The 13,272-nt window shown below is 59.9% G+C and carries 14 protein-coding genes; 4 read left to right on the forward strand and 10 right to left on the reverse strand.

The window, feature by feature from the left end:
- The first annotated feature begins 51 nt into the window (after nt 1-51).
- Nucleotides 52-720 (forward strand): carboxylesterase, encoded by a 669-nt coding sequence (locus tag OXH56_05480; GenBank protein ID MCY3554755.1) that lies wholly within the window; start codon nt 52-54, stop codon nt 718-720.
- Nucleotides 721-784: 64 nt separating this feature from the next.
- On the opposite strand, the gene OXH56_05485 is transcribed toward OXH56_05480, so the two are convergent.
- The 3 genes from OXH56_05485 to OXH56_05495 all read right to left on the reverse strand — a co-directional run bounded on the left by OXH56_05485 (nt 785) and on the right by OXH56_05495 (nt 3,317).
- Nucleotides 785-1,540, reverse strand: a complete 756-nt coding sequence (locus OXH56_05485; protein MCY3554756.1) for an amidohydrolase family protein — start codon at nt 1,538-1,540, stop codon at nt 785-787.
- Nucleotides 1,537-2,373: an amidohydrolase family protein gene (locus tag OXH56_05490; protein MCY3554757.1), complete on the reverse strand. Its 837-nt coding sequence runs from the start codon at nt 2,371-2,373 to the stop codon at nt 1,537-1,539. The genes OXH56_05485 and OXH56_05490 overlap by 4 nt, the downstream gene beginning before the upstream one ends.
- Before the next feature lie 95 nt (nt 2,374-2,468).
- Entirely contained in the window at nt 2,469-3,317 is an 849-nt protein-coding gene (locus OXH56_05495; protein ID MCY3554758.1) for an amidohydrolase family protein, read from the reverse strand.
- A gap of 279 nt (nt 3,318-3,596) precedes the next feature.
- On the opposite strand from OXH56_05495, the gene OXH56_05500 reads away from it, so the two are divergent.
- Entirely contained in the window at nt 3,597-5,051 is a 1,455-nt protein-coding gene (locus OXH56_05500; GenBank protein MCY3554759.1) for an Nramp family divalent metal transporter, read from the forward strand.
- A 6-nt stretch (nt 5,052-5,057) separates the two neighbouring features.
- Here OXH56_05500 and OXH56_05505 read toward each other — a convergent pair whose 3' ends face one another.
- From OXH56_05505 to OXH56_05515, 3 genes are all read right to left on the reverse strand, one after another.
- Nucleotides 5,058-5,732 carry a phosphoribosyltransferase gene (locus OXH56_05505; GenBank protein MCY3554760.1) on the reverse strand — a complete coding sequence of 225 codons (675 nt, stop codon included), beginning with the start codon at nt 5,730-5,732 and terminating at the stop codon, nt 5,058-5,060.
- Nucleotides 5,733-5,753: 21 nt separating this feature from the next.
- The gene (locus tag OXH56_05510; protein ID MCY3554761.1) at nt 5,754-6,461 is read right to left on the reverse strand and encodes an HAD family hydrolase; all 708 of its coding nucleotides are present in this window, start codon (nt 6,459-6,461) and stop codon (nt 5,754-5,756) included.
- A 117-nt stretch (nt 6,462-6,578) separates the two neighbouring features.
- On the reverse strand, nt 6,579-7,964 hold the full coding sequence (locus OXH56_05515; GenBank protein ID MCY3554762.1) for an aspartate aminotransferase family protein: 1,386 nt from the start codon (nt 7,962-7,964) through the stop codon (nt 6,579-6,581).
- A gap of 283 nt (nt 7,965-8,247) precedes the next feature.
- On the opposite strand from OXH56_05515, the gene OXH56_05520 reads away from it, so the two are divergent.
- The gene (locus tag OXH56_05520) at nt 8,248-8,586 is read left to right on the forward strand and encodes a cupin domain-containing protein (protein MCY3554763.1); all 339 of its coding nucleotides are present in this window, start codon (nt 8,248-8,250) and stop codon (nt 8,584-8,586) included.
- Complete coding sequence (locus OXH56_05525; protein MCY3554764.1) at nt 8,583-9,677, forward strand: Gfo/Idh/MocA family oxidoreductase; 1,095 nt, start codon at nt 8,583-8,585, stop codon at nt 9,675-9,677. The genes OXH56_05520 and OXH56_05525 overlap by 4 nt, the downstream gene beginning before the upstream one ends.
- Before the next feature lie 406 nt (nt 9,678-10,083).
- Here the strand turns inward: OXH56_05525 and OXH56_05530 are convergent, their stop codons facing one another.
- From OXH56_05530 to OXH56_05545, 4 genes are all read right to left on the reverse strand, one after another.
- On the reverse strand, nt 10,084-10,299 hold the full coding sequence (locus OXH56_05530) for a hypothetical protein (protein ID MCY3554765.1): 216 nt from the start codon (nt 10,297-10,299) through the stop codon (nt 10,084-10,086).
- 49 nt (nt 10,300-10,348) lie between these two features.
- A complete protein-coding gene (locus OXH56_05535) occupies nt 10,349-10,501 on the reverse strand; it encodes a hypothetical protein (protein MCY3554766.1) in 153 nt (50 codons plus the stop codon).
- 255 nt (nt 10,502-10,756) lie between these two features.
- Nucleotides 10,757-11,458 carry a metallophosphoesterase gene (locus OXH56_05540; GenBank protein ID MCY3554767.1) on the reverse strand — a complete coding sequence of 234 codons (702 nt, stop codon included), beginning with the start codon at nt 11,456-11,458 and terminating at the stop codon, nt 10,757-10,759.
- Between the two features lie 510 nt (nt 11,459-11,968).
- Nucleotides 11,969-13,272 (reverse strand): hypothetical protein (locus OXH56_05545; protein MCY3554768.1); only part of this gene is annotated, 1,304 nt, incomplete at its 5' end.

Below are 13,272 nucleotides of genomic sequence, written 5' to 3' on the forward strand. Positions count from 1 at the left end.
CTTTTTGAGTAATAATCTCTCAGGTTCTGCACAGCCCGGTAACAAACCACTTTGACTGATCTCCCCGTAATAGAACGCGTATCCAACAATCTGGCCGAGGTCAACGCATCCATCATCTGGCTCCATGGACTGGGTGCGGATGGAAACGATTTTGCGCCGATTGTTCCGCAACTGGACCTGCCGTCGGCTTACGCGGTCCGTTTCTTGTTCCCTTCAGCGCCATCCATCCCGGTGACGATCAATCAGGGGATGGTGATGCCCGCGTGGTACGACATCATGGAACTGGGCGAAAACCGGCGTCTCGACGAAGACGGGTTGCGCGCTTCCGCCGGTAGGGTGCATGCGTTGTTGCATCAGGAGATCGATCGGGGCGTACCGAGCGAACGGATCCTGCTGGCGGGCTTCTCCCAGGGCGGCGCGGTCTGCCTCGAAGCCGGGCTGTCGTTTCAGGACCGGATCGGCGGCATCATTGCCCTGTCCACCTACTTTCCCACGGCCGCCAGCGTCGTCGTGCGTACGGCTCAGTCCGGGCTTCCCGTACTGGTCTGCCACGGATCAGTGGATCCGATGCTGAATGAATCCCTGGGACGCGCCGCCGCCGAATCCCTCAGGCGACTGGGCATGGAACCCGAATACCACGCGTATCCCATGGCCCACCAGGTGTGTACGCAGGAAATCGTCCAGATCGGTCAATGGATCCGTGCCGTACTGGGGAACTAAGGGAAGTGTTTTGGAGAGGCGTACCGGAAAGCCTCTGAGTTTAATTCGCCGGTTCAAGCCCCCATCAAGCCTTCAGCAGTCCCGCCGCGTTATCTTTCACAATCCCCACGACCGCATCATCTTGAAGATCGGTGAGTACCCGCGCCACGGATGCCGCCGGCATGAATACCGGGGCGTGGGAGCCAAAAAGCAGCTTGCTCCCGATTCCCGCGTCTACGAGCATCTTCACGCTGTCCACCCCATCCACCTGGGAAGTATCCGCGTAAAGACCGGCCAGATCACGGACTTGCGCCGCGAAGCCCTTCAAAGTAGCCGCGCTCGCTCCGCCCATAACCAGTTTCAAATCGGGATGGCGCTTCGCCGCTTCCACCACGTCTCTTGTCGGTACGTCGGGAACCTGCGCCATCGAGTGATGTCGCCGCGGGTCGTCAATGCGGATCTGGACCATCACTACCAGGCTCGTTCGGCCCGCCTCTTCGAACAGCACATCCGCCCCGGCCAGGTCATACCCTCCATAACCCGGCAGCAGCTTGATCATGCGGACGGCACGATGTTCCAACGCCGTCTCCAACGCTGCAGGCCAGGTAGGCAGCGTCGGATCGATGACCGGTACGGGGCTGATGTCGTCGTACTCATCTGCGGCTTCATAGATCACCGAATTGCATAGATGCGGGTTGGCGCTCCACGCGGCTGCGAGGGGAGCTATGAAAACCCGCTCCACGCCGTATGCGCGTAATGAAGACCGTACCGAAGCGACGTCGTACGGCACGTTTACCAGGGCAGGCCATGGACCGGTCCAGGCGTTGATGTCAACGATCATGACGGATCTCCGGAATCTTCGCGCAACTTCAATATCCGCAACGCGTTATCCCACAGGATCGCGCATTTGTCGTCGTCCGATATGTCCGCCCCCAGGACCTTGTTCATCGTGACGCCGAAGTGCCGGATGGGCGCGTCTGAGCCGTAGACGACCCGATGAGCGCCAAGCCTGCGGACGGCCGCTTCGACCATGCCGCTTTCCGGATCGCCGCCCGAGGTATCAACCACGATGTTCGGCACGTCGGCGATCGCCTCGATGCCCCGGTGACCCACGCCGTTGAGATGGGCCATGATGATCCTCGCCCGGGGATGGCGGCGGGCAAGGTCGGCCACGTCGAAGGGCGTGGACTCGCCGGGCAGGTTGCCGGTGGTCTTCAACCAGGCGTGTTGCAGCACCGGGACGTCTAATGACACGGCGGCTTCCATAATCGGGTCGAGCCCGGGGTCCGTTGCCCGGCGGGCGACCCAGAGCTTGACCCCGTTCATGGCCTGACTCCCGACGCACCGTTCGATCTCGGCGACAGCCTCGTCCGAAAAGGCGGGCGTTACGTAGCAGAACGGCAGGATCGCGTCGGGTTGCGCGTCCCGCATTCGCAACACGTAGTCGTTGGCCTGCCGGCACTGGTCGGGCGTGGGTTCATAGGGCGTGGTTTCATGCAGCGAAAACACGCACATCCTGGTCACGCCGGAACGGCGGGCGGTCGCGATCAGCCTTTCCGCGTCCTCGACAGGCGAGGAAACCCCATAGGTGCCGAAGCAGTTCAGGGGATGTACGTGGATATCCAGCACCGGACCACCGGGCAGGAGTTTCTGACGCAGGGAGGCGAGGGCCATGGCAATTAGGCAACGAGGTGTATTGCGTGACGGGGCACGGTGCCCGGAACAGAGCCGGGCACGGACGGGTCGTTACTACAGGCAGAGAGAAGCCGTTACAGCCGGTAGAAGGAGACAGCGTTGTCGTGAAACAGCTTGCGCCTTTCGGCATCCGAGAATCCGCTGGTCGCCCAGGACAGGGTCTCGACCCAGCGCGGGTACTCCGTGGCCTGGAAGGCGACGGGCCAGTCCCCGCCGTACATGACCCGGTCGATGCCGAAACACGCGATCACGTGGTCGATGTAGGGCTTCAGGTCCTCGGGCTTCCACCGCGCCATGTCCGCCTCGGTGACTAGGCCCGATACTTTGCAGTAGACATTGGGCATTTCGGCCAGGGTCCTCAGCTCTTCCTTCCAAGGGTCGAAGACCTGGTTTTTAATGTCGGGCTTGCCGATATGGTCCAGGATGAAGGAGACTTCGGGGCACTGCCGGACGAATTTTATCACATTCGCCAGCTGTGGGTGGAAGATGCAGATATCGAAGGACAGCCCGTGGGACGGCAGAAGGCGGACCCCTTCGATGAACCCGGGCTGCAGGCAAAAGCCGGCGTCCTCGGACTGCAGCAGGCGCCGGATGCCCTTGACCAGGGGTAAACGGGCCAGCGCCTCGAGGTCGGCCTCGGCCGCGGCGCCCCTTTCGAGCAGCGCGTTGGCCACGATCCCGCGGATCCGACCGTCCTGCCGGGCAAGACCGGATACCCATTCCGCTTCCTGAACGTGCAGGCCGGCGTCGCATTCGCATTGCACGAAGACCATCTGCTCCACCTGAACATCCCCACAGGCCTGCCGGTATTCATCCAACAGGTACTGCTGATTCAGCAGTGGGATATCGTCCAGCCAGCTGTACCTCAGGTGATTCGGGTCCCAGAGATGTACGTGGGTGTCGACAATGGGAAAGTCCACCATGACAATGTCCTCGGCTTTGTCTACGGTAACGGCGACTCAAGAAGAATCAGGGCGATATGAAGACTGGATGATCAAGAGACCATACTACCCGGGAGCGTGTTTCCCGTCAACGGTAATCCCTGCTTTTATGCTTGAACTGTACCCCATCCGCATGTACAATGCTGGATCGTTTCAAAATCGTTCCCAATGCCTATCAGGTAAGTCCGAGTTGGCCGACATTGAGTCGCCCCGACCGACTGCGTGTATACCTGGACGCAGCCCACTATCGGATCCCACTTCATGTCCGCCGAAACCGCCACCGAAAACACCCGTCCACTCGGTCGCCTGTCGCCCCTGAAGCTGGCCGCCGTGCCCACCTTTGCCGGCATGCTGAAGTACGTCGGTCCCGGCATCGTCTGGGCCGGACTGGCCCAGGGCAGCGGCGAGCTCATCTGGTGGCCCTACCTGACCGCCAAGTACGGCGCGGCCTTCATCGGCCTGCTCATCCCGGCCGCCCTGATGCAGTACTGGGTCAACGTGGAGATCGCCCGGTATACGATCATGACGGGCGAGACGGCCTTGACCGGCTTCAGCCGCATCGGGAAGTGGTACGTGTCGGCCATCTGGGTCGGGGTGTTCCTCGAGAACATCTGGTTCGGCGCCTACGCGTCGGCGGGCGGCGGCGCCCTGGCGGAGCTAACGGGGTTCCCCTACGGATGGACGGTCCGCGGCCAGTCGCTCTTCTGGGCCTACCTGACCATCGGGATCTACCTGGTCGCCCTGTTCATGGGCCGGGTGGTCTACCTGATCGTGGAACGGCTCACCATAGCCGTGGTCGTCATCACGATGGTGGGGATCGCCTTTGCCGTCTTCCAGCGGCCGGTTCTGGACGTGGCGGGCGAGTTCTTCGGCGTCCTGCTGACGCCTGGCTACCACAGGCCCGCGAACTGGGACCCGGCGGACCTGTCCACGGTGCTCACCGCCATCGTCTTCGCCGGCGCCGGCGGGTTCGGTCAGCTCTTCCTCTCCTACTGGATGCGGGACAAGGGCGTGGGCATGTCGGCCTATATCGGGCGTGTAACCAGCCCCCTGCGCACCGCGCCGGAGGCCATCTCGGCCACGGGGTACGCCTTCGAGGACAACGAGGCCAACCGGACGAATTACGGGAAGTTCATGCGGTACCTGAAGCTCGAATCCGGCCTAGGCGTGGCGCTGAACCTGGTTACAACCATCATCATGTGCTGGCTGGCGTGGGCCCTGCTCAAGCCGCAGGGCATCGTTCCCGAGGGTTGGGAAATCGCCGTGGTGCAGTCGGCCTTCTTCGAGGTCAGCTGGGGCGCCATCGGCAAGGTCGTATTCCTGATCGTCGCCGCGGCGTTTCTGTGCGATGCCTGGCTGCAGTCCACCGACGGGTTCGCCCGCATGCAGGCCGATTTTATCTACGCCAACGTGAAGCGGGCGCGGCGGTACCATTTCCGGACGCTGTACTACGGATTCGTCGTGGTGTTCACCGTGCTTACGACCATCACGCTGCCCCTCGCGCAGCCGGGGGATCTGCTCATCATACGGGGCGTCATCGCCTTCATGGCCATGGGACTCTTCTGTCCAGGACTGATCTACCTGAACTACGTCCTCGTTCCCCGGGCCTTCCCCGCGTGGGTCAAACCCCATCCCCTCACGCGCGTAATCATGGTCGCCATCACCGCGACCTACATCTCCATCGGGCTCTGGTACATCTTCGTGCGGTTGGCCTGATTATCGTTACCCAGACCCTGACCAGATGGACGACCAGTGGGCCGGTATATGATCGTTGCTTACGTCCACGTCATACCAGTTCAGCATCATGTTGTGCCACTCCGGTTTTGCCACCGCCAAGCCATACACTGAGGTATCCGGGTTGCGTTCCCTGATCGCGGTGGCGGCCAGGGACAGCGTCTTCCCGGTCGCGATGAAGTCATCCACGATGATGACCGTCTCGGCATCCACAACGGCCGATTGGTAGGCCGCATCTTCCAGCAGCAGTTTACGAAACTCGGGATCCAGTCCCCCTCTCCCTGTAGACAGATGGGGTTCTTTCGACAGCAGGCCCGGCTGGTACCCGCAGTCACCCGCGCAACGATCCGCAAGCAAAGCGATCACGCCATCGGGATCCGCGACTTTCTCCGTGGAGCGAAGCGCCGGCGCAAAGACCGTCCGTCCAGGGTCCAGTCCAAGACCGCATAACAGGATAGGGGCCACGTGCGCCATGAGCCTTGCCGCGCCTTCAGTCGTAGCGTCGTCGGGATCGAATTTGAACCTTGTAAACCGGGCGGTCCATGGGTCCTCGGGGCGGTCTTCGAGGCGGTATCCCACTGTGAAAGCGGCCGCCAGGCCGTCGTCGAAAGTCAGCGTGTCATATCGAAGGAGATGGTGAAAAACAACGGGAAGGACGGACATTGCAACGCTCTGGAGGGTAGATCAGTCTTTCTGCTTGGAAGTGGATTCCAGGATCCGGAGGATGTTTTCCGCTGGTTCGAATCCATTGATCTCGGCGGCGAGAGAATGATCGGGGCAGGTACGGCGGTAGCGGTTCAGCCAGATCGCCTTCATCCCGCTTCCGGTGGCGCCCAGGATATCATTTTCCCACGAATCCCCGATCATCGTGACCGTCCGCACGCCAAGTTGACTCAAAGCGTATTGGAATATCTGCGGATCCGGTTTGGCTGCGCCCACCTCCTCGGATATGGCCAGGGCGTCGAGCGGCAGGAGGTCGAAGTATTCCAGCTTGTCCCGCTGGTGCCGCGAACTGCCATTGGTGACGACGCCGATCTTCATCCGACCCCGCAGGGAATCGAGCAGCGCCTCGACGCCCGGAACCAGGCGCGTGTTGTCCTGTAACGCGCGCAGGTAGGCCTCCGCCGCCTCGGCTGCCGCGTCCGTTTCCAATCCATAATGGCGGCAGATCCCGCGCATGTGCTCGCGACCGGCTTCCTCTTCCGACAGACTGCCATCAAGCATGCGCCGGTAGTTGGCCCTCAATTCCCCGTCGTGGACGAGTTCCAGTTCCTCCAGCGGAACCGCCTTTAACTGCGGCACGATCTCCTGCACCGTGCGCAGCCCGTGACGGCGTGCGTACTGGAGATCCACCAGGGTGTCATCCAGATCGAAGAGGACGGCCGCACTCATGTCAGGCTTTCATGGCAACCGGTTAGGCGCCGGGGCGACGCCCCACGGAAGACCCGCCGGGGCAAGGTCCTTCGGGAGAAGACCCATCGGTATACACCATCGGAGATTCTCAACCCCCTACACCACTGCCGGCGCCATGCGCGCCGTTCTTTCCTCGGCGATACGTACTCCGGCCTCGATGATTTCCAGGGATTCGTCGATCTGGGCTTCGGTGATGGTGATCGGCGGCATGAACCGCAGTACCTGGGAACCCGACAGCTCCATGAAGCGCAGGCTGAGCGGATCTTTGTCAAGCATCCTGGGCACGATGGGCAGCCAGAGACCGTTTTCGTAGCAGTACTCCGTCACCAGGGCGGCGCCTTCGAAATTGGGCTCCCGGCTCTGCTTGTCCGTCACCAGTTCGAGCCCCAGGCACAGGCCCAGCCCCCGGGCCTCGCCCACGATCTCGTAGGTTTCCTCCATCACCTTGAGCCGGTCCATGAAGTAGTTGCCCACGACCCGGGCGTTTTCCACCAGGTTCTCACGATCGACGATCTCGATATTGGCCAGTCCGGTCTCGCAGAGCAGCGGGTCTCCGGCGTGGGATGAGAAGGGCATGAATCCCTTCGCCACCGCGGCGTCCGCGATCTCCTCGCTGGTCATCACCGCACAGAGGGGCACGGCGCCTCCAAGCCCCTTGGAGCAGGTCACGATGTCGGGCACGAAATCGAAGTGCTCGAAGGCGAACCACTTGCCCGTACGTCCGAAGCACGTCAGGGCTTCATCCGCCACGGTCAGGATGTCCCGTTCCTTGCAGATTTCCACGATCCGCTGGATCCACTCTTTCGAAGGCACGATCTGTCCCGCCGCGCTCATGAGCGGTTCGAAGAAGAAGGCCGCGGGCCGACCGGAGGTGGACGAGTCGATCACGTTCTCCGCCGCGTCCGCGCATCCCAGGTTGCAACAGGCATCGTCCCGGCAGAACTGGCAGCGGTATTCGTAGGGCGTAGGGATGAACGAAGCGCCCGTGGGCATGGGACCGTATCCTTCCCGAAGCATGCCGCCCCGGCCGGTGATGGACGCGCTGCCGTAGGATTGGCCGTGGTAGCCGCGCATCAGGGCGATCACCTCGAAGCGGTCCGTGTACTTCCGCACGAGGCGCAGGGCCATTTCATTGGATTCAGATCCCGTGCAGGCGAAGAAGGACTTCTGCAGCGGGTCCGGCGCGATCTCGGCCATCTTCTTGGCCAGCAGCACCTCCGACGGCGCGATGAAGGTCGTACCCACCTGGATGATCTTATGGGCCTGGTCGCAGAGGGCCTTCACGTAATCCGGGTGGGAATGGCCCAGCGTTACGCATAATTGCCCCGATTGAAAATCGATGAAACGCCGGCCTTCCACGTCCCACATGTAGAGCCCGTCACCGCGTTCGGGAACCAGCGGCGCGGTGCGCATCGGATGACGCAGAAGGTACTGGTTGCCGAGTTCGAGCCAGCCCTTGTTCGTGGTGGGTAGCGACGCCATGATCCGTCTCCTGAAGTTGCTTAAGCTTTGATGGTGACCAGCGTGGTTTTAAGGGGGAAAGAGGTAAGGCCATGCTAAACCGGCACCACCGGCCTGTCAATACAATTCGCCGGTGCCACACGCCCGTGCCGAACGGCCGTGCGGGTCGGCCGTGCCGCTGCGAGGAGCCTGAGATAGTTTTTGCCTTGTTGCCGGCCCGGTTCTATCTTCAATCCGAGCAACATAGCGTGTTTGCATGCGATGTAATTGCAGGGGTACGTTGATACATGGGCAGGGTCGAATCATGGTCATAAAGCCGGATCACTCGAAACACTACAAATGGGGTAACGACTGCGATGGATGGCACCTGCTGAACACGGCATCTTTGAGCGTAATCAAAGAAAGGGTGCCCAAAGGCGGCGTGGAGGAGATGCACTTTCACCGAAAAGCGCAACAGCTGTTCTATGTACTACAGGGTGTTGCCACTATTCAACTGGGGGAGGAGACCTACAGGGTACCTCGAGGAGAGGCCATGCATGTTCCCCCGAAAACGCCGCATCGACTGGAAAACACCGGCGAGGAAGAACTCATTTTCCTCGTCATTTCCCAACCACATAGCCATACGGACAAGATCACACTATGAAAACCTATCGAGTAGGAATCATAGGGCTGGGCCGCATGGGCAGTACGATCGACGACGAGGGACATACGCCCCTGCCTTATTCTATCGCGTCGGCCTGCAGGGCGAGCGAACGGCTGGAGATCGCCGCGGGCTGCGACCTGCGCGCCGAGCGCAGGGAGGACTTCGCCAGGCGCTGGGGCGTCAGCGCGCTGTTCGAGGATTTCCGGGACATGGTCCGGGAGGAGGGCCCCGACATCGTTGCCGTGTGTACCACCGCATCGGGTCTGCAGAAACCGGCCCGGGAAGCGCCCGATTCGTCTTTCCGCGGAGATTCCCATGCCGAGCTGGCCGTCGCGCTGGCGGAAATGGGCGTGCCCATGCTCTACGTGGAGAAGGCCATGGCCAGTTCCATGGCGGCGGCCGACGATATCCTCGACGCCGTGTTGAAGAACGGAACGGTGTTTAATACGGGCGTGCTGCGCAGGTTCGACAACCGGTACGGCGTGGTGCGCGACGCGGTCCTGCGGGGCGACGTGGGCGAACCCAGGACGGCCGTCCACTACGCGCGGTCATCCCTGATGCACGGGCATATCCATTCCATCGACACGCTCTCCTGGCTGATCGGCGATCCCGTCATCAGGTCCGTGCGCGGCGAGATCGATCCCCGGGACTACGTCATAGAAGGCGATCACATCCCCTACGATCCGATCGCGACGTACGAACTCGAATTCGAGAACGGTGTCCGCGCATGGTCGATCCCCGCGGCGGGATGGGAGTACGAGATCATCGGGACCGAGGGAACCATCCGTTCGCTGAACAACGGGGCCGGCGCCTCCTTGCGGCGGGCGCCGCTCGATGGACGGGATGACCGCAAAGGCCGAAGCGCCTGGGAGGAGGTGCCGTTCGAATTCGTCACACCGAAGAGCACCGTCGTTTCCTGCCTCGAGGATCTCGTCCGCGCGCACGAGACGGGTGATCAAAGCCTCGGCCACGTCGAGATCGCCCACCACATCACGGAAGCCTGCATCACCGTCGCCGAAAGCCACCGGCGCGGGGGCGCCTGGGTGGATCTTCCGCTGGCCAACCGGGATCTTTACATCTGGCACGTCTGAATGCCTGATCGGCAGTAGTAGCCTATGCGCTCGGCCAGTGTGATCTGATGATCTTTGATTACTCCTTTGGGGGTAGTTCGTCGTTTGGCGCGGAAGCGTTGAATCTCAAGTATTCCCTGACCTCATCGACCTTTGTCTCCACCCGGTCCAACGACGCCCGCAAATCCTTGATTTCCGCTTTGATTTCAGTCCTAAAGCTACTCATTTCGTTTCTCAAGCTACCCACTTCACTCCTTAACTCATCCCTTATGTCATTTAATGAAACGTGTAAATACGTTAATACTGAGATAAGGGTGATTACCGATGTAAAGACCGCGCCGTGGCGCTCCCACCAACCTGACTCGGACATTCCATTCCCTCCCAATATAGTTCGCTGTGTGCCCGCGATGACCGTGGTTCCTGGTACTTATTGACGGCTTTTGGAATCGTTGGCGGTTACAAGGTCCGCGATCGTAGTCCGGATCACTCGGATGTCTTCTTTGATGTCTTCAAGCGTCGTAATGATACCACTTTCAATTCCCTCTCTCTTCCCCATCCAAAGGCACAGTTTTCCTACAGTGCCGATAACAGCGATCAATAGTACGGCAGCAACCGCAGGCAGCCACGAAGGTAACGATTCCATTTTCTATTCCTTTTTGGGTCGTACTTTTGATGTATACCTGAGTATAGGCTCATGAGATAAACAACTTGATGAGGATCGCAACGGTCATGACCAACTGGCCGATCACTACCGTCTCGATACGGGACAGGCGCTTGTCTATCTGTTCGATGATGCGTTCCAGGCGTCCGATCCGGACTTCGTGGTTTGTGCTTTCAGTAGACATGATTTCAGCCTACCTCCTTGCGTCTTGCCTGCCCTTTACCTAGAAAAGCTGCCATATCTTGATCAGGAAGATGACTGTCAGGATGTAATTCGCGGCGTACACGATTAAGCAAACGGTTTGCCAGGATCTCGATGTCATTGTTTCCTCCCCGAAAATGGTCCTTTATACGTATTAGCCAAGAAACTCTCGCTAATTCTCGAAGGAAAAAAACTTTTATGATGGCAAGATGGGTTTTGAGCATCAACCAGGCGCGACTCAAGACAGCGTTGAGGGTCCTGAATCCGGTCGTTCGCTCCGGGGATGGCTGGATTCGACCTGCACCAGCCGGTCTTCCTGCAACACGTACCCGCTTAGCTGTCCGCCATAGATACATCCCGAATCCAGGCCGATCACGTAGGGCGAGCCGTCGCCCCGGCGCTTGATCACGAGGCCGCCGGGTGCGTCGTGGCCGAATATGACCAGTTTGCCGGATGGATCGTACGCGTCGTGCCAACGGGGTCCCACGATGCCGTCCACGGGCGGCCAGGTCCGGATGACGAGGAACTCCTCCGTGGTCGTGCCGTGAAAGCCTTTTTCGGGATTGATGCCCGCGTGGACCAGCAGGAATGCGTGTTCGTCGATCCAGAGTGGAAGGGATTCCAGCCAGGGGATCAGGGTGTCGGCGCAAGGGGCGAGGGCTTCCAGGGTCTGAAGGGTATTGGGACTCCGCGTGGGAACCGCGGCGCCGGACAGGTGCCGGCGAAGACGGTCCGCAAGACGGTAGTCGTGGTTGCCGAGGACCATCCTTGCGCCCGTATCCTTGATCAGCTTCCATACGTCGACGGGGTCGGGTCCCCTGCTGAAGGCGTCGCCGGTCAGGTACAGGAGGTCCGTATCCCGCTGGAATGCCAGTTTGGAAAGCAGTTGTTCGAACTCACGGGCGCAGCCGTGAATGTCGCCGATGAACAGGGTTCGCAATGGTATTCAGAGCTCCGGGATGAACGATAGACTGGTACGGACTGATGGCATCGACAGCCTTTTTGACACCTGTGGTAAAACATGGAAGACTGTAGATCTCGTCACCCTGAATAGTAACCGGACGGCTCTGGGAGGGTCAAGGGAATGAACCGCACGGTAACGATTGTACACCGTCCGCGTTTCTTCAGGGGATCGGACCATTGAGTTCCTTCCTTGAATACAGAAAAGCCCCGTACCTGCAACGGGGCTTTCCTTTTAAAAGTGCCGATCGCCCTTTTCAGTGGCCGATGGCTCCTACTCGGGTCGACCGGGAAGACGTAACGAGATGACCGACAATAATGCAGGGCGGAATGCAGTTGATATGCCCTGTCGGGATAATTCCGGGGGCCATTCCGAAACGTGGTCTGATGGGGTGCCCGGGAAGGCACCCCATCTCGCCGCAGGACTCTGTCAGCGCCCTGTCTACGGGACCCGGATTATCCCGGATTCCAAACTGGGCGGCTTCCGTCCCTATCCGCCAGAGCCGGCCTTCTCCGTAAACGTCACCTGGGCGCGCTTTGACGCCGAGAAGGTTTCGCTAAACGTCACGAAAGACATTCCGACTGCTTTTGCGTTGCCTTGAGATGAATTGGTTGCGGAGTCAGTGGCGTTACCTGCAGAAATCGTCAACGATATTGTACCACCAGTTCCCGTCGTCACCGTAGCGGGACCAACAATTGCCAGTACATCGGTATTGGAGCTTGCAACGCCGACCTGAATCGCCGCAGCGTCACCAACATTCCGCCACACCAATTGACCCAAGGTCGGACTACCGGCGGTGGCATCAAGCACTCTGTGTTGCACAGCGACTGTAATGACGATATCGGACGCCGTGTTATCGGTGGTATCGGCCGTAGCTGTAATGACCGTATCGTCAGCGGTGCCATCGTCATTTGCGTCGTTATCTAAATAACGCATAAATGGCGCATTGGCGGTACTGACGATAAGGCGTCTTTCAGGCTCTTCGACAGTGAACACGTTGATCGTGATCTCGTTGCTCTTTACGTCGCCGATACTCGCCGTGATCTTGGCCGTTCCGGCTGCATGCGTCTTGATCGTGGGCATTGCATTGTTCTTGGCGTCCACGGTCGCAACGCTTGTATTGGAACTCGACCAGTCAAACGTCACGCCTGAAACCTCGTTACCGCTGTTGGTGGTCTTGTCATCGCCGCTAGCTGCATCATAGGCCGTTGCCGCGATCTCAACAGGGGTACCCTTGTTAACGGTTTCGGCGAAGGTCTCGTCGGTCGTCATGATCACGATACCCTTGACCACGTTATGAACATGGAGGGGAATCTCGATCTTGATGCCACGGTCAGCGGCCTTCACGATAAACTTCGTGCTTCCCCTTCTGACACCAGTAACCGTCCAGGTGCCCGGCGAGACTTCATCCACCATACCAAGAACGGGATCATCTAACTCGGCCGAAAACATTACGGGAACAACACTTCCGTCCTGTGCAGCCGCAACGGCGCTGAAAGTCAACGTGCCATCAACCAACACTGCGGCATCCCTGATTTCCTCGCCGTTTCCTTCCGTTCCGGAGAAACTCTGATTGGCAAAGAACTTACGAGCATCTTTCTTCGCTTCAGTACCTTCGAAAACGACGACATGGTGAACGGCAGCCAGAATGTTTCCAGGAAGATCACCCGGAACTCCGGATTCACCCGGAGGGCCCATCGGACCCGTGTCACCGGTGTCACCCTTTTCACCAGGAGGGCCTTGCTCGCCCGGTGCACCATCAGCGCCAGGTTCACCCGGATCGCCCTTGTCGC

The sequence above is a fragment of the Gemmatimonadota bacterium genome (assembly GCA_026702745.1).
Taxonomy (GTDB): domain Bacteria; phylum JAAXHH01; class JAAXHH01; order JAAXHH01; family JAAXHH01; genus JAAXHH01.